This is a genomic window from Meiothermus ruber DSM 1279 (assembly GCF_000024425.1).
Classification (GTDB): domain Bacteria; phylum Deinococcota; class Deinococci; order Deinococcales; family Thermaceae; genus Meiothermus; species Meiothermus ruber.
This window is the reverse complement of the sequence record NC_013946.1, coordinates 824,570-838,963: the sequence shown is the minus strand read 5'-3', so window position 1 is coordinate 838,963 and position 14,394 is coordinate 824,570. Positions and strand designations below refer to the sequence as shown.

The 14,394-nt window shown below is 63.6% G+C and carries 19 protein-coding genes; 6 read left to right on the top strand and 13 right to left on the bottom strand.

The window, feature by feature from the left end:
* Positions 1-2 precede the first annotated feature (2 nt).
* The 3 genes from MRUB_RS04320 to MRUB_RS04310 are packed head-to-tail and all read left to right on the top strand — an operon-like array spanning position 3 to position 3,101.
* The gene (locus MRUB_RS04320; protein WP_235438161.1) at positions 3-680 is read left to right on the top strand and encodes a precorrin-2 dehydrogenase/sirohydrochlorin ferrochelatase family protein; all 678 of its coding nucleotides are present in this window, start codon (positions 3-5) and stop codon (positions 678-680) included.
* Positions 677-1,417: a uroporphyrinogen-III C-methyltransferase gene (gene cobA / locus MRUB_RS04315; RefSeq protein WP_013013137.1), complete on the top strand. Its 741-nt coding sequence runs from the start codon at positions 677-679 to the stop codon at positions 1,415-1,417. The genes MRUB_RS04320 and cobA overlap by 4 nt, the downstream gene beginning before the upstream one ends.
* Complete coding sequence (locus MRUB_RS04310; protein WP_013013136.1) at positions 1,401-3,101, top strand: NADPH-dependent assimilatory sulfite reductase hemoprotein subunit; 1,701 nt, start codon at positions 1,401-1,403, stop codon at positions 3,099-3,101. Before cobA ends, MRUB_RS04310 begins: the two co-directional genes overlap by 17 nt.
* A gap of 71 nt (positions 3,102-3,172) precedes the next feature.
* Here MRUB_RS04310 and hisA read toward each other — a convergent pair whose 3' ends face one another.
* Positions 3,173-3,877, bottom strand: a complete 705-nt coding sequence (gene hisA, locus MRUB_RS04305; protein WP_013013135.1) for a 1-(5-phosphoribosyl)-5-[(5-phosphoribosylamino)methylideneamino]imidazole-4-carboxamide isomerase — start codon at positions 3,875-3,877, stop codon at positions 3,173-3,175.
* Positions 3,878-3,912: 35 nt separating this feature from the next.
* A complete protein-coding gene (gene rocF / locus MRUB_RS04300) occupies positions 3,913-4,809 on the bottom strand; it encodes an arginase (RefSeq protein WP_013013134.1) in 897 nt (298 codons plus the stop codon).
* 86 nt (positions 4,810-4,895) lie between these two features.
* Between rocF and MRUB_RS04295 the strand changes: the two genes are divergently transcribed.
* Together MRUB_RS04295 and MRUB_RS04290 are read left to right on the top strand one after the other, a co-directional pair.
* The gene (locus tag MRUB_RS04295; protein WP_013013133.1) at positions 4,896-5,450 is read left to right on the top strand and encodes a YceD family protein; all 555 of its coding nucleotides are present in this window, start codon (positions 4,896-4,898) and stop codon (positions 5,448-5,450) included.
* A 28-nt stretch (positions 5,451-5,478) separates the two neighbouring features.
* A complete protein-coding gene (locus MRUB_RS04290) occupies positions 5,479-6,186 on the top strand; it encodes a CHAD domain-containing protein (RefSeq protein WP_013013132.1) in 708 nt (235 codons plus the stop codon).
* Positions 6,187-6,235: 49 nt separating this feature from the next.
* Here the strand turns inward: MRUB_RS04290 and MRUB_RS15530 are convergent, their stop codons facing one another.
* The 3 genes from MRUB_RS15530 to MRUB_RS04280 all read right to left on the bottom strand — a co-directional run bounded on the left by MRUB_RS15530 (position 6,236) and on the right by MRUB_RS04280 (position 7,118).
* Complete coding sequence (locus tag MRUB_RS15530; RefSeq protein ID WP_081439944.1) at positions 6,236-6,316, bottom strand: 30S ribosomal protein THX; 81 nt, start codon at positions 6,314-6,316, stop codon at positions 6,236-6,238.
* Between the two features lie 9 nt (positions 6,317-6,325).
* Positions 6,326-6,619: a 30S ribosomal protein S20 gene (gene rpsT, locus MRUB_RS04285; RefSeq protein ID WP_013013131.1), complete on the bottom strand. Its 294-nt coding sequence runs from the start codon at positions 6,617-6,619 to the stop codon at positions 6,326-6,328.
* A gap of 115 nt (positions 6,620-6,734) precedes the next feature.
* The gene (locus MRUB_RS04280; protein ID WP_013013130.1) at positions 6,735-7,118 is read right to left on the bottom strand and encodes a hypothetical protein; all 384 of its coding nucleotides are present in this window, start codon (positions 7,116-7,118) and stop codon (positions 6,735-6,737) included.
* A gap of 120 nt (positions 7,119-7,238) precedes the next feature.
* On the opposite strand from MRUB_RS04280, the gene tyrS reads away from it, so the two are divergent.
* Entirely contained in the window at positions 7,239-8,519 is a 1,281-nt protein-coding gene (tyrS, locus tag MRUB_RS04275; RefSeq protein WP_013013129.1) for a tyrosine--tRNA ligase, read from the top strand.
* Here tyrS and MRUB_RS04270 read toward each other — a convergent pair.
* From MRUB_RS04270 to ccsA, 8 genes are all read right to left on the bottom strand, one after another.
* The gene (locus MRUB_RS04270) at positions 8,516-9,103 is read right to left on the bottom strand and encodes a Rieske 2Fe-2S domain-containing protein (RefSeq protein WP_013013128.1); all 588 of its coding nucleotides are present in this window, start codon (positions 9,101-9,103) and stop codon (positions 8,516-8,518) included. The two genes, tyrS and MRUB_RS04270, sit on opposite strands and share 4 nt — an antisense overlap.
* A gap of 7 nt (positions 9,104-9,110) precedes the next feature.
* Positions 9,111-10,103 (bottom strand): c-type cytochrome, encoded by a 993-nt coding sequence (locus tag MRUB_RS04265; protein WP_013013127.1) that lies wholly within the window; start codon positions 10,101-10,103, stop codon positions 9,111-9,113.
* Positions 10,100-10,573, bottom strand: coding sequence for a cytochrome c-type biogenesis protein (locus tag MRUB_RS04260; protein ID WP_013013126.1), 474 nt, complete (start codon positions 10,571-10,573; stop codon positions 10,100-10,102). Before MRUB_RS04260 ends, MRUB_RS04265 begins: the two co-directional genes overlap by 4 nt.
* Positions 10,570-11,037 carry a TlpA family protein disulfide reductase gene (locus tag MRUB_RS04255; protein WP_043956618.1) on the bottom strand — a complete coding sequence of 156 codons (468 nt, stop codon included), beginning with the start codon at positions 11,035-11,037 and terminating at the stop codon, positions 10,570-10,572. Before MRUB_RS04255 ends, MRUB_RS04260 begins: the two co-directional genes overlap by 4 nt.
* Before the next feature lie 81 nt (positions 11,038-11,118).
* On the bottom strand, positions 11,119-13,110 hold the full coding sequence (locus tag MRUB_RS04250; protein ID WP_013013124.1) for a heme lyase CcmF/NrfE family subunit: 1,992 nt from the start codon (positions 13,108-13,110) through the stop codon (positions 11,119-11,121).
* 16 nt (positions 13,111-13,126) lie between these two features.
* The gene (gene ccmE, locus MRUB_RS04245; protein ID WP_013013123.1) at positions 13,127-13,558 is read right to left on the bottom strand and encodes a cytochrome c maturation protein CcmE; all 432 of its coding nucleotides are present in this window, start codon (positions 13,556-13,558) and stop codon (positions 13,127-13,129) included.
* Between the two features lie 19 nt (positions 13,559-13,577).
* Positions 13,578-13,700: a hypothetical protein gene (locus tag MRUB_RS16180; RefSeq protein WP_013013122.1), complete on the bottom strand. Its 123-nt coding sequence runs from the start codon at positions 13,698-13,700 to the stop codon at positions 13,578-13,580.
* A gap of 1 nt (position 13,701) precedes the next feature.
* Positions 13,702-14,394, bottom strand: coding sequence for a cytochrome c biogenesis protein CcsA (ccsA, locus tag MRUB_RS04240; protein WP_013013121.1), 693 nt, complete (start codon positions 14,392-14,394; stop codon positions 13,702-13,704).

Below are 14,394 nucleotides of genomic sequence, written 5' to 3'. Positions count from 1 at the left end.
ATGTGTATCCAGTAATGCTCAATCTGCAAGGCAAAAAAGTGCTCTTCATCGGGGGTGGCCTGGAGACTGCCAGCAAGGTGCAAAAACTCCTGGAACAGGGGGCCTGGGTTCGGCTGGTCTCTCCCCTGTACCACCCCGAGCTAGCCCAGGCCCTCCATCAAGGGCTGCTCGAGTGGCAGCAGCGCAGCTACACCTACGGGGATCTGGCCGGCTTCACGCTGTGCTTTTCCCATCCGGTAGACCCCAGCCTCAATTCAATCATCGCCCAGGAGGCAAGGGAGCGCGGCGTCTGGCTCAACGCGGTCGACGACCCCGCCCACTGCGACTTCATCCTGCCCTCGGTACACCGCCAGGGCGATCTGGTGCTGGCCGTCTCTACCAGCGGCGTTGCACCCGCACTGGCTGTGCGCATCAGGGAGCGCCTGGCCGCCGAGTATGGCCCCGAGTATGCCGAGTACTTAGAGCTGCTGCGCTCTTTCCGCCCCCTGGTCAAAGAGGCCTACCCCCATAGTTTTGAGGCCCGTAAAGCCGCCTGGTATCGCATGATTGACAGTGAGGCACTGGATTTGGTTTTCCTGGGCGAGCGGGAGCGGGCTCGAGCGGTTCTCTTACAATCGCTGTACAGTCCAACCTCCCCCTCCCCAGATGGGCACGCCGCCCCCTGGCAGGAGGTGGTATGAGCCCGGTTTATCTGGTGGGGGCAGGGCCCGGCAGCGCCGATCTCCTGACCCTGCGCGCCGCACGGGTGTTGCAGGAAGCGGAGGTGGTTCTCTACGACCGCCTGGTAAGCCCGGAGGTGCTGGCCTTGGTCAACCCCCGGGCCCAGCGCATCTATGTGGGCAAAACCAAGGGTGAGCAGGATAAGCAACAACAGATTTTGCACCTGCTCCTGTCCCACGCGCGGGCCGGACGCAAGGTCGTGCGGCTCAAAGGGGGGGATCCCATGGTTTTTGGGCGTGGGGCCGAAGAATGGCTCCATCTAGCCCAGGCAGGCCTTCCGGTCGAGCTGGTGCCCGGCCTCAGTTCTGCGGTGGCTTTGCCGGGGCTATGGGGCATCCCCCTTACCATGCGGGGCCTGGCCAGCGGCTTTGCGGTCATCTCCGGGCAGATGCAAGAAGGGGCCGTGCCCAACCTGGCCGCTTACGCGCAGGTAGATACCCTGGTCATCCTCATGGGCGTCGAGCGGCGCGTAGAGCTGGCTCGAGCCCTCCTCCAGGCTGGACGACCACCTCGAGAACCGGCTGCGTTCATCGAAAACGGAACCACCCCCAGCGAACGCCTTTTGCTCACAGATCTGCAGGCCATCGCCCAGGGACGCGTGGAAGTGCAGGCCCCTGCGGTCTGGATACAGGGATCCGTGGTAGGGGTTCAGCAAAAGCTGCGCAAAACAAAGGAGGAGTATGTCGTCGCAGTCTAAAGTCTCCAAGGTAGAAAGCATCAAGCTGGCCAGTCGCAACCTGCGCGGGCCGGTGGATCTCGAGCTCAACAACCCCAGCGACCATTTCAGCGAAGAAGGCTACCAGATTCTCAAGTTTCATGGCATCTATCAGCAAGACGACCGCGATGTGCGCAAGGCCCGCAAAGCCCAGGGTCTGGGGCCCGATTACTCTTTTATGATCCGGGTAGCCATCCCCGGCGGTGTGCTGCAACCCGAGCAGTATCTAGCCCTAGACCGTCTGGCAGACCAGCTCGGAAACGCCACTTTACGCATCACCACCCGCCAGGCCATTCAGTTTCACGGGGTGCGCAAAGGGGGGCTGAAACCCCTGATTCAAGTGCTTAATCAGCATCTCCTGACCAGCCTATCGGCCTGTGGGGATGTGGTGCGCAATGTGGTGGCCTGCCCCGCTCCCTTTTCCGATCGTCAAAGAGCCGAGATATCGCAGTATGCCAAAGCCCTGTCCGACCGACTCAAGCCCAGGAGCCGCGCCTACTACGAAATCTGGCTGGATGGCGAAAAAGCCGCCAGCTTAGAAGAAGTCGAACCCCTGTACGGCCAGGCCTATCTCCCGCGCAAGTTTAAGATTGCTTTTGCTTTCCCTGGCGACAATTGCGTGGACGTCTATACCCAGGATATCGGCATAGTGCCCTGGCTGGAAAAGGATGAGCTAAAAGGGTTTACCCTCCTAGTGGGCGGCGGGCTGGGACAGAGCCACGGAGCCAAGGATACACATCCGGTACTGGCAAAACCCCTCACCACCATCAAACCCGAGCAGCTATTTGAGGTGGTGGAGGCCATTGTCCGGGTTCAGCGCGATCATGGCCGGCGCGATGAGCGCAAACTGGCCCGAATGAAATACCTGGTGGAGGCCTGGGGCCTGGAACGCTTTAAAACCGAGGTTGAACACTATGTGGGCTACAGCCTACCCGAGGCCCAACCCCTTACCTGGCAGTGCGCCGACGACCACCTGGGCTGGCACGAGCAGGGCAATGGGCAGCTCTTCTTCGGACTTTTTGTGGAAAACGGGCGGGTTAAAGACCACCTTCGCGTGGCCATCCGCGAGGTGGTCAAGCGCCTCAACCCAGAAATACGCCTTACCCCCCAGCAAAACATTCTGTTCACCAACATCCAGCCAGGCGATCAAGCGACCCTCGAGGCCATCCTGCGTGAACACGGTGTAGAACTACCCGGGCGCATTCCCCTGGTGGTGCAGCAAGCTATGGCCTGCCCGGCCTTACCCACCTGCGGCCTGGCCATTACCGAAAGCGAGCGGGTGATGCCCCAGGTGATTCGCGAAATTGACACCCTGCTCTCCAGGCTGGATCTGCAAACCGGCCCCATCCCCCATGTGCGCATGACCGGCTGCCCCAACGGCTGCGCCCGCCCCTATACTGCCGAAATTGGCCTGGTGGGCCGGAGCCTCAACTCGTACACCATCTACCTGGGCGGCAGCCCCCTGGGGGATCGGCTCGGCGAGGTGTACCTGGACAATGTCAAGCGCGAAGACATAGCAGCCCGGCTCGAGCCCGCCCTGATGGCCTACCGGCAACAGCGACGGGAGAATGAGAGCTTCGGTGAGTTTTGCCATCGGGTAGGGATCGAGTTTATACGAGAGCAGATCGGCGCATCGGTAGAGGATCAACCGTCCGCCGCAGGTTGAGGCCTGCCGAGTTGCGCCAGGGCGGGTTTGCGGGATGGTCAGAACAGCACCCGCGCACCTGGCGCAATCTTTTACTTGATCCAGGACGACAGGTTAATCCGCCCTTCGTAAAGGGCCTTGCCGGTAATGGCCCCCTCCACCCCCAGGGCTTGCAATCCCTGTAAATCGGCATCGGAAGCAATCCCACCCCCGGCAATCAGGAAGCCAGGCCAGGCCGCCCGCACCACCCGCACCACCTCGAGATCCAGTCCGGCCAGGGTGCCATCCCGTCGCACATCGGTGTAGATCAGGGTACGAACACCCATCTCCCATATCCGCGGGCCCAGTTCCTGCACCATCAGGCGGGTGCCCTCGGCCCAGCCCGAGACCACCACCTCCAGCCCCCGGGCATCCAGGCTCACCACCACCCGCTCGGGGCCGAACTCATGGAGCATCTGGCCCAGCACCTCCGGGGCCTTTACCGCTATGGTACCCACCACCACCCGGCTGGCCCCCAGGGCCAGAATTTCCCGGGCCGCCCCCAGGCTGCGGATGCCACCGCCCACCTCGAACGGGATATCGACAGCCGCTGCCACCTCCCGCAGCACCCCGCGGTTGTTCCCCCGACCCGTCGCTGCGTCCAGGTCAACCAGGTGCAGCATCCGGGCCCCTTGCTTCTGCCAGTGCAGGGCGGCCTCCACCGGACTGTCGTAGTAGACGGTTTCTCGGCTGGGGTCGCCCTCGTAGAGCCGAACGGCCCGCCCAGACTGAATATCCACCGCAGGAATAACCAACACCCGAGGATTGTATCAAGCCAGCCCGCAGCGGGTCATCAGTAGATTTTCTTCCCTAACAGGCTGCTAGCCAGTTCCACCATTATCTTGGCGGTGCGGTTGGCGATATCCAGAATGGGGTTCACCTCGACCATGTCGAGGCTGGTGACAATTCTGGCATCGGCCAGCAGTTCCATCAGAAGGTGTGCTTCGCGGTAGGTCAGCCCGCCGGGCACCGGGGTTCCAACCCCCGGGGCTATCTCCGGGTCGAGCACATCGGCATCCAGCGAGACGTGCACCCTGGAAAAACCCTTGAACTTGGCGGCAACCTGCTGGGCGATGGCTGGAATTCCCTGTATATCCACCTCCTTCATGGTATAGACCATAACCCCACGCTCGCGTAACAGTCGAACCTCACCTGGATCCAGGCTACGAATGCCAATCAGCACCACGTCCTCGGGCCGTACCTTAGCCCCAGGGCGGCCCAGGTGCACCAGACGCGGGTCGCCCAGGCCGCACAGGTGGGCCAGGGGCATCCCGTGGATGTTGCCGCTGGGGCTGGTCTCGGGGGTGTTGAAGTCGGCGTGGGCATCCACCCAGATCACCCCTATCCGTTCGCCCCGGCTGGCCCCCGTAACCGAGCCCATCGCGATGGAGTGGTCGCCTCCCAGCACAATTGGAAACACCTCGGCCGGCATCTGATCGATGGCGGCTATGGTATCCAGGCAGACCGTGCGAATGGCCTCGAGGTAGCCCATCCCCCCCGGTTCCTGCTGGGCATGGCGCAGGCTCTCGACCACCGGTACCCGCACATCGCCGTAGTCGTGCACCCGGTGGCCCAGGCCCTCGAGCACCTCCTGCAAACGCCCATAGCGCATGGCGCTGGGCCCCATATCCACCCCACGCCGCCCTTGACCCAAGTCCATCGGAACGCCCAAGATGCCAATATCCTTCATACCCACACAGTCTACCGCCCATTGACCCCAAGCCTCCTCGAGGCTAATATGAAGAGCTACGCTTAAGGCGCGAGCATTGGGTGAAGATGAAGCAGCGTCCAATACCAAGCATCAACCTCGCGAGGCTGATTCGCGAGGGCGGCAGCACCAGTGCAAAAGATGAAATCTGGGATTACATCGCCCTGCCCAACGAGCGCATCCCCCTGGTAGGCCCGGCGGTTTGGAGGGTCAGCGTTACCAAGATGGAGGGGGAGGGAGGGGTGGATTTCTGGCTTTCAGGCGAAATTGCTGGCAACGCCCTGATGGAGTGCCGCCGCTGCCTTACACCAACCCCCGCAGCGGTGCGGGCCCATTTTCAGTATCTGCTTCGCTATCAATCGGGCCTGGCGCACCTCGAGGCCATCGAAGAAAACGAGGAGGAAATCCTTCTTTTTGGCCATCCCGATCTGGACTTAGAGCCCCTGTTGAGCGAGGCTTTTGCCCTCGAGCTGCCCTACACCGTGCTGTGTAAAGAAGACTGCAAAGGCCTGTGCCCGGTCTGCGGAGCCAACCTCAACGAGGTAGACTGCGGCCACCAGGCCAAGACCCACAGCAGGCTGGAAGCCGAACTATCAAAGCTACTGGACGGTCTGAAGGACTGAGTAAACCCCCAGGTGCTAGGCTGATGGCATGTCGACCATTGACCTAGATCGCTGGCTCCAACACCTGCGGGAGCATCTGCCCATCGCCAAGGAGGGTCGCGACCCCGAGGGCGTGCACCAGGTGCGGGTGGCGGTACGGCGGCTGCGGGTGTGGCTGCGGCTGGCCGGGCTGCGGGTGCTGGAGGACGACCTGGCCTGGCTGGTGCGGTCAGCTGGGGAGGTGCGCGACCTCGAGGTGTTGCTTCTGAATAACCACCTACCCGAAGCTTTCCGCAGATGGGCCGCGTCCAGGCTCAAAGAGGCGCGCGCCGCCTTCGTACCGCTTCTGGACAGCCCCCGGCTGGCCGGCCTGTTGCAGGCCCTCGCCAACCTGCCCCCGCTGGATGAAGCACCGGCCCAGACCCGGCTCAAGCGCTTCGTACGCCAGGTTGAGCGCAAGGCCGAAGAATGGCAGCAGGAAGGAGGCCTCGAGCGCCTGCACGCCCTGCGCCGGGCCCTGCGGCGGCTGCGCTACGCCAGGGAGTGGCTCGGGCAGGACAGCCAGCGCATCAAGCAGTTGCAGGAGGTATTCGGTCGGGTGGGCGATCTGAGCTTCACCCTGCGGTACCTGGCCGCCTATGAGGCCGCGGGGGGCCGGGGGGCCGCGGCCTATAAAAGGCAGCTCGAGGCCCAGCTACAGGGGGCCCTCGAGGCGGCCCGGGAAGCCTGGCAGACCCATCAGGCCAACCTGGGGTAACCACCAAAAAACCGGAGGGATTCCCTCCGGCAAAGCACCGCGACAGATACTATTTCTTGCGTGGACGGTATTTGCCGTAAGTTCCACGGAAAATCTTGCCGCGACGGGTACGACGGTCACCTTTGCCCATGCTGTACTCCTAGGCTTTAGCTCCGCTAAGAAGCTGGTGCACTTTGCTCATCAGGCGGGACTTGCGCCGGCTGGCCGCGTTCTTGTGCAGGGTCGAACCCTTGGCGGCCTTGTCAATCAGGCTTTCGGCATAGCGCATGACCCGCACCGCTTCGCTGGCGTTGCCTTCTTTGGCCAAAGCCACCGCTTTCTTGCTGACGGTCTTGATGGCCGACATCTTGGACTTGTTGCGGGCCCGACGCTTGAGCGACTGGCGGTGGCGCTTCATGGCCGAGGGGTTGCGTGCAGTTTTTTTCTGTGCCATAGTTCTCCAATATTGCCCAATTGGGGGGCTACCGCCTTCGCACCAATGGCGAAAGAGCAGCCTCGAGGCAAACCGCTCACAAGTCTAGCATAAGGCCCGCTTCCGTGCCTAGACCCTAAAACTCGTTGCGGGCCGCCACCCAGTCCATGCGCACCTGGCCCCGCGCATCCTTGATGCGAAAGATGACATCGTACAAATTGGCCTCAGCCGGATAGCGTATCTCCTCGGAGAAGCGGCCCTGGTAGCGCTTGACCAGGCCCGGGTTGTTCTGGCCTGCGCGGCGAATCTCCACCTCGAAGCTCCCCTGCCGCAGCTCGCCGCTCACCGTAACCTTGACAAAAGCCCGGATGCCCGTGGCCCGTATCTGATTGCGCACCTCGCCGCTGTAGTTCCAGTAAAAAACCGGGGTAAAGGGCGCATAGCCCACCGCAAGACCAAAGCGCTCCGCGTAAAAGTACACCCCACCAGCGATGAGCGCCAGAATAAGAAGCGTTCGCACGGTTCAAGTATAAGCCAAGCCCGGATTGGCTCGAGCACACCGTTCTCCTCCTCAAAGGCAGCGCGCACCGGGGCATCCCCAAAGGCTGTCAACCCTGTTCAAATCGGTATACTTGAGGGCATGACGGTGGAGGAAGCATTCAGCCTGCTACGAACGGGGGCGGTGGAGATCATCCCCCAGGAAGACTTACTCAAAAAGCTACACTCGGGGAAAAAGCTCACGGTTAAGCTGGGCCTCGACCCCACCCGACCCGATATTCACATCGGCCATGCGGTGGTACTGCGCAAGATGCGGCAGTTCCAGGAGCTGGGCCACAAGGTGGTTCTGATTATCGGCGACTTTACCGCCATGATCGGCGACCCCTCGGGCCGCAGCAAAACCCGCCCGCCCCTCACCTTAGAAGAAACCCGCGCCAACGCCAAAAGCTACGTGGAGCAGGTGGGCAAAATCCTGATTACCACCGACCCCGCGCGCTTCGAGCTGCGCTACAACTCGGAGTGGCTGGAAAACCTGGGCTTCAAAGAGGTCATCCGGCTCACCTCGCTTCTAACCGTAGCCCAGATGCTCGAGCGCGAAGACTTCAAAAAGCGCTACACCGAGGGGGTTCCCATCTCCATTCACGAGTTCCTCTATCCCTTCGCCCAGGGGTACGACTCGGTGCCCATCGCCTGCGATGTGGAGATGGGCGGCACCGATCAAAAGTTCAACCTGCTGGTCGGGCGCGAGGTACAGGCGGCCTACGGCCTGGAAAAACAGGTGGCCTTCCTGATGCCGCTTCTGGTAGGGGGCGATGGGCAGAAGATGTCCAAAAGCTACGACAACTACATCGGCATCACCGAGGAGCCCAGCGAGATCTTCCGCAAGCTGATGAAGGTGGAAGACCCGTATCTGCAGACCTATTTTGAGCTCTGCACCGATCTGGCGCCGGAAGAAATTAAAGAGGTGCTGGAACAGGGCGGGCCGGTGGGCGCCCACCGGGTGCTGGCCCGGCTGCTCACCGGGGCCTATGCCCAGCCGCTGATCCCCGCCCGGCTGGACAAAGCCTGGTACGAGTCGCTGGGGTATAGCTGGGAGGCCCACGGGCACGACCAGGGCGGTGCGCCGGTGGTTCGACAGGCCGAGGCCCGTTACTACGAGATCGCCCACGGGGGCATCCCCGAGCAGATGCCCGAGGTCAGGCTACAGGCCAGCGAGCTGCTCGAGGGCAGAATTGCCGTCTTAAAGCTATTTACCCTGGCCGGCCTGACCGCCTCCAACGGCGAAGCCCGGCGGCTGATCGAGCAAAAAGGTCTGCGGCTGGATGGCCAGGTACTCACCGACCCCAAGCTGGAGGTGGTGCTCAGCCAGCCCGTGGTGCTGCAACGCGGCAAGGACAAGTTCGTACGGGTGGTGCTGGACTAGCCCTGCTCCAGGGGGCGGAACGGGGTCTCGTAGCCGGTGGCATAGAGCACCCCGTTTTCCTCTTCCAGGCGCAGGCGCGGCAACGGGAAGCGCGGCGGGCCATAGACCGCCTTGCCCCCTTGCAAAGGCTCGTAGGCCCCAAAGTGGCAGGGGCAGCCCAGGAAGGGGTGATCGGTGCGGTAGTTGTAGGCAATGGAGCCCAGCTCGGGGTTGTCCACGTAGTTGACCACACAGCCCTGGTGGGTGCAGATGCGCGAAAGGGCCAGAAAGTGGGCCTCCCCTACCGTGAGCCCCCCCAGCACCGGCTGCGAGAGCCGCAACACCACCGCCTTGAGGGGGCTGCCGCTGTACTCGTAATCGAAGTACTTGAAGTGCCAGTGCGCGGCCAGTTCGTCCAGGGTCGCCGCGGGCCGCCGGGGGCCCTCGCGCCAGACAGGTTCGCTCACGCCGGTTTTGGTGAAGTGGATGACGTAGGTGCGCCAGGCCAGCCAGCCAAAAAAGCCAGTGGTGATGGCGCTGGGAACAATCCAGAGCAAATCCCGCCGGTTGATGGGGCGCAGGTTTTGCGGGTTGGGCTTGTCCATAGATCCTCTACAATCCCCCCAGGTACTGCAGCAGAGCCTGCATCTCCTCCTCGTTCAGGGCCACCGCCGGCATCTGGCCCCGGCCCTTGAGGACAATCTCCCGCACCGCCTCCGGCACCTTGTTAATGGGATTGCCCTGCAAGCGTGGGCCCGTACCCCCCTGGGCCTGGGCCCCGTGGCAGGCCGCGCAGCGGGCCAGGTAGACCTGCTGGCCCTGGGAGGTAGCGTTGAGCTGGTTTTTGGCGGTTTGGATCAGGTTCTGCACCTGCGCCCGGGCCTCACCGCCGGCCTTCAGATAGGACTCCCAGGCCGCGATGGCCTGGGCCGGGCGGCCCAGTTGGAAGTAGGCGTTGCCCAGAAACAACCAGCCCTCCGGCTCACCGGGCTCGGCCCGCACCGCCAGCTCGAGGGCCTGGGCTCCCTCCTCGGGCCGACCGCTCATGAAGAGCAGGATGCCAATCCGGCGCACGGCGTTGGCGTTGCGGGGCTCGAGCTCGATCACCTTCAGGTAGCCCTGCACAGCCCGCTCGAAGTCCTGCAGCTCGTAGGCTTTGTTGGCGTAGGCCAGCCAGTCGGCGGCCTGGCCGCTTTGCTCGGCCCGGCGTTGCAGGTTGCCCAGTTCGCGGGCCTCGTTGCGGCTGGTGATGATGGTCTCGCCCGGCAGGCGCGGCACCGTGTAGGCCCACAGGCCCACCCCCAGGGCCACCAGACCCAGGGTCACGGCCCCCAGCGTGAGCGGGCTCAGGCGGCGCGGGGTGGGGTTTTCCTGGCCCAGCTCGGCCAGTTGGCGCTCGAGGTGCACCGCCTGGGCCAGGAGGCGCTTGCGCTCCTCCCCTTCGGCCTCCCGGGCCAGCGATTTGAGCAGCTCGAGCTCGGCCCGCAGCTCCTCGGGCCGGGGGCTCTCGGGAAAGGGCTGGGCCGGGGTACGGAAGAAAGGCCGCAGGGCATAGGCCAGGGCCAGCCCAAACAACAGAGCCAGTAAAAGATAAGCCATGATCATGGTTGTCGCTCACGGGGTTGCAGCTCGGCCTCGAGGCGGGCAATTTCTTCCTCCGAGACGTCCGAGGCGGTTAGCTGGGCTCGAGCCCTGACCCCCGCCAGGTAGCGCCACAGGCCAAAGCCCAGCAGGCCCAGCCCCACCAGGGGCGAGAGCCAGACCCACAGGGTAAGGCCGCGGGCGGGCGGCTCGTAGAGAATCCAGTCGCCGTAGCGCTGTACAAAAAACTCTCGGATCTCGGCCCGGCTCTTACCCTGGGCGAGCTGCTCGGCGATAATGCGGCGCATCTCCACAGCAATGCCGGCGTTGGACTCCGCCGCCGACTCCCCCTGACAGACCGGGCAGCGCAGCTCGCGGGCAATTTCAAACACCTCGGGTGAAAAATCCGGGGGTGGGGTGTTGGGGCTGGGCTGGGCCAGGGCCAAGGCCAGCAGCAGCAGCCAACCCACCCACCCTGCTTTCCTTCGTCTCATCGCAACACCTGCTCGATATAGCCCCGTAACTGCGCCTCGCTCAGCTCGCCGGCATGCCGGGCCAGCACCGTACCATTACGATCTATGACGAAGGTCTCGGGCACGCCATAGTACCCGTACTCGATGCCAATGCGCCCACGCCCGTCGTACACGCTGGGGAAGGTCAGGCCATACTGCTGGATGAACTTCAGGGCCTCGGCTTCGCTGTCCTGCACATTAACCCCCAGAATGAGCACCTGGTCTCTGTACTGTTGGTGAAAGCGCTCTAGAAGCGGGGCCTCGGTGCGGCAGGGGATGCACCAACTGGCCCAGATGTTGAGCAAAACCGGCTTGCCAAGGCCCGCCCGAACCCCCATCTCGGGCCCGTACTGGGCCTGGTAAGGCTCCAGGAGCGGCAGGCTAAAGCTGGGTGCGGGCTTCCCCACCAGCACCGACTTCAGCTCGTTGGGGTTGGGGCGCTGCATACCCCAGTAAAAAAGCCCCCCCAGCAGCAGAACCAAAATTGGCCAGAATCGAAGCACAGCCCTCCTCTATGCACTGCGAGATCAGTCCCCTGCCATCGGGGATACCTGCCGGCTGGTTACCCTGGCCCCAGCCGGCCAGAGGATATAGAGCGTACCCAGCACGATGATTAAACCGGCCACCCATAGCCACAACACCATGGGGGTAACGATCAGTTTGATGGTCGCCCACTGGCCTTTTTCCTGGTCAAATTGCATCAGGACGAAGTAGTAGTCGTTGTACAGGGAGTACCTGACCACCGGGGTGGCCAGCGGCGAGCTCATCTGCGGGTAGAAGTTGAGCCGGGTCTCGTAGCGCCCATCGGCCCCCCAACCTTCGCGGCTGGTGGAGCGCACCTCGATGGGGGCGATGGCCGCAAAGCGGTTGGACTCCTCCCGGGCACCGATGGAGAGCAGGCGAATCTCCAGGCCGCGGGTCTGCCAGGTCTCCCCTACCTGGAGGGTCTTCTGCTCGGTCACCCGGTAGGTCTGGCTGAAGGCGATGGTCAGGGCCGCCAGCGCCACCCCGAAGTGCACAATGTGCGAGCCAAAACGGCGCTTGTGGCTGGAAGCCAGTTCCCACAGGGCCTGCCCCGCCGGGATACCCAGCGACCTCGAGCGCTCCCGCACCCCCTGGGCCACCATCAGCCAGATGGCGGTCAGGTTGTAGGCAAAAAGCCCGATCGCCAGCGAGACCCCCAGGCTCAGGCCCAGCGCCAGTCCCAGCAGGGTGCCCACCCCCAGCGCCACCAGCATGGCCGCCAGGTTGCGCACCACCTGGGCGTTGGTGTTGCGCCAGGGTAAAACCGGCCCGATGCCCATCAGAAGCAGCATGAAGATGCCCAGGGGCACCGAAACCTGGTTGAAGAAGGGGGCCCCCACCGAGACCTTGGCCCCGCTCACCACCTCCACCACCAACGGCCACAGGGTACCCAGTACCACCACAAAAGCAAAGGTGCCGAAGAACAGCGCCCCGGCCAGCAGAGCCCCCTCGCGGCTTCTCCAGCGCACCTCGCCGGCCTCGCGAATCTCGGAGGAAACCCGGGCCAGAAGCCCCAGCCCCACCGCCAGCACGCCCAGCAAAAACACCAAAAACCAGGCCCCCACCGGCCCGCTGGCAAAAGCATGCACCGACTGAATCACCCCCGAGCGGGTCAGGAAGGTACCAAAGACCGTAGCCGCAAAGGCCAGGGTGATGAAGGCAAAGTTCCAGCCCTTGAAGAGCCCTTTGCGCTCCTGCACCTGCGCGGTGTGTAAAAAAGCCGTGGCCAGCAGCCAGGGGATGATGGAGGCGTTCTCGACCGGATCCCAGGCCCAGTAGCCGCCCCAGCCCAGAATCTCGTAGCTCCACCACTTGCCGGTGAAGATGGCCGCGGTCAGGAAGCCCCAGGCCACCAGCGTCCACCAGCGGGTCTCGAAAATCCAGCTCTGGTAGCGCCGGGCCACCATGGCCGCCACCGCATAGGCAAACGGCACCGAGAGCCCCACAAAACCCAGGTACATCAAGACCGGGTGCACCGCCATCATCCAGTGGTTTTGCAGAAGGGGGTTGGTGCCCAGGCCATCCGGGGGCGGGTTGGGCACCGCATCGAAGGGGTGGGCCACAAAGACCATCACCGCGAAGAAGAACACCTGCACAGCAAAGAGCGTGCCCAGGGCCACCGGGGCCCGCCAGACATCCAGGCTCTGGCCGGCCCGCAGGCCCACCAGCCAGGTGTAGGCGGTCTGGAGCAGGGCCCACAGCAGAATGGAGCCTTCCAGCGCCGCCCAGGGCGTGACCAGCTTGACCCATAGGGGGTTGCTGGCCGAGCTGTGGTTGGCCACGTAGGAAACGCTAAAGTCGTCGGTGAGGATGGCCCACTCGAGCGCCCCAAAGCTGAGCGCAGCAGCCAGCAGGGTGAGCAGCGAAAGGCGCTTGGCGGCCTCGAGGTAGCGCCCGTCCCGCAGGGTGTGGGCCAGCACTGCCAGCGCCAGGCCCAGCACCGAAAGAATCAGGGCAGCCACCAAGGACACGCCCCCCAAAAGACCTGGCGTCAAGCGAACCTCCTCTTCATCACTGGGTCTCCTCGATCAGCTTGCGCACCTGCTCAGGTGTCCAGCCCTCCTTGGGGGCCTGGTAGGTTTCGGAGTGCTTGACCAGCAGGTTCTGGCTCACAAAGGTCTCGCCCTCAAAGCGGCCCTCCACCACCACCCCCCGGTTCTCGCCAAACAGGGCCGGCGGGGTGGTACCCGAGGAGCGGATGGGAATCTCCTTGACCCCATCGGTAACCACAAAGCGCAGCTCGAGGGTCTGGGGGTTGTAGTCGAGCGTACCCGGCTTGACCAGCCCGCCCAGCCGCACCGGGCGGTTCTGGTAACGGTCTACCTGCTGAAAGTATTCACTGGGGGTGATGAAGTAGACCAGGTTCTGGCCCAGGCCTCCAAAGATCAGGTAGGCCAGGGCACCCACCACCACCAGCAGTCCCACAACATACTTCGGTTTCATGCGCACCTCGAGGGCCTCCTCAGCGGTTCTTCTGGTACCGCCAGATGAGGTAGCCCAGATAGCCAAACACCAAAACGTACACCGCTAGGTACGTCCAGATCACAAAGGGGTTGGCCGGGTTCCACAGGGGGTTGTCGGGCATCTCAGGCCTCCTCCCGGGCCGCCTCGCGGGCGGCAATAATGCTGCGGAGCCGCACCAGCCCAATGAACAGCAGGGTAAACGCCGCCAGGTTGACCAGCATGGGGATCAGGATGGCCGCATCCACGTTGATCTTGCCGGTGGTAAGGTCAATGGACTGGGTCTGGTGCAGGCTGCGCCACCACTTGACCGACATATAGCTGATGGGCACATTAATCGAACCCAGAATAGCCACCCCCGCCGCCGCCTTGGCCCTGAGCTCGGGGTCTTCGATGGCACCCCGCACCACCACATACCCCACATAGATGGCAAACAGGATGGCGGTGGTGGTGAGCCGGGGCTCCCAGTCCCAGTACACCCCCCAGGTGGGCCGGGCCCAGAGCATGCCCGTTAGCAGCGCCAGGGCCATAAAGATGAGGCCCACCTCCACCACGGCGGCGGCCACCCGGTCGTGGTGGGCTCTGCGCCGCACCAGGTAGGCCACCGAGTAGGCCAGCGCCCCGAAGCTAGCCAGGTAGGCCATCCAGGCCGTTGGGACGTGCATATGGAAGATGCGGGCCACAAAGCCCTGGCTCTGGTCGGGGGGGGAGCCCATGGCCAGGAAAAACCCCACCACCGCACCCACCACGCCCAGGCCCAAAAGGCCCAGGGTCAGGCCATCCAAGCGGTTGGTTTGATTGGAGCGAGCAAGCTGCAT

Excerpts from the sequence above, each read along its gene's own strand:
- rocF (WP_013013134.1), bottom strand. The coding sequence starts at position 4,809 with ATGAAGGATATTGGCATCTTGGGCGTTCCGATGGACTTGGGTCAAGGG.
- MRUB_RS16180 (WP_013013122.1), bottom strand. The coding sequence starts at position 13,700 with ATGCCCGACAACCCCCTGTGGAACCCGGCCAACCCCTTTGTGATCTGG.
- MRUB_RS04295 (WP_013013133.1), top strand. The coding sequence starts at position 4,896 with ATGAAGCAGCGTCCAATACCAAGCATCAACCTCGCGAGGCTGATTCGC.
- cobA (WP_013013137.1), top strand. The coding sequence starts at position 677 with ATGAGCCCGGTTTATCTGGTGGGGGCAGGGCCCGGCAGCGCCGATCTC.
- MRUB_RS04265 (WP_013013127.1), bottom strand. The coding sequence starts at position 10,103 with ATGATCATGGCTTATCTTTTACTGGCTCTGTTGTTTGGGCTGGCCCTG.
- ccmE (WP_013013123.1), bottom strand. The coding sequence starts at position 13,558 with ATGAAACCGAAGTATGTTGTGGGACTGCTGGTGGTGGTGGGTGCCCTG.
- MRUB_RS04255 (WP_043956618.1), bottom strand. The coding sequence starts at position 11,037 with ATGCAGCGCCCCAACCCCAACGAGCTGAAGTCGGTGCTGGTGGGGAAG.
- ccsA (WP_013013121.1), bottom strand. The coding sequence starts at position 14,394 with ATGCAGCTTGCTCGCTCCAATCAAACCAACCGCTTGGATGGCCTGACC.
- rpsT (WP_013013131.1), bottom strand. The coding sequence starts at position 6,619 with ATGGCACAGAAAAAAACTGCACGCAACCCCTCGGCCATGAAGCGCCAC.
- MRUB_RS15530 (WP_081439944.1), bottom strand. The coding sequence starts at position 6,316 with ATGGGCAAAGGTGACCGTCGTACCCGTCGCGGCAAGATTTTCCGTGGA.
- MRUB_RS04270 (WP_013013128.1), bottom strand. The coding sequence starts at position 9,103 with ATGGACAAGCCCAACCCGCAAAACCTGCGCCCCATCAACCGGCGGGAT.
- MRUB_RS04310 (WP_013013136.1), top strand. The coding sequence starts at position 1,401 with ATGTCGTCGCAGTCTAAAGTCTCCAAGGTAGAAAGCATCAAGCTGGCC.
- MRUB_RS04260 (WP_013013126.1), bottom strand. The coding sequence starts at position 10,573 with ATGAGACGAAGGAAAGCAGGGTGGGTGGGTTGGCTGCTGCTGCTGGCC.
- MRUB_RS04290 (WP_013013132.1), top strand. The coding sequence starts at position 5,479 with ATGTCGACCATTGACCTAGATCGCTGGCTCCAACACCTGCGGGAGCAT.
- tyrS (WP_013013129.1), top strand. The coding sequence starts at position 7,239 with ATGACGGTGGAGGAAGCATTCAGCCTGCTACGAACGGGGGCGGTGGAG.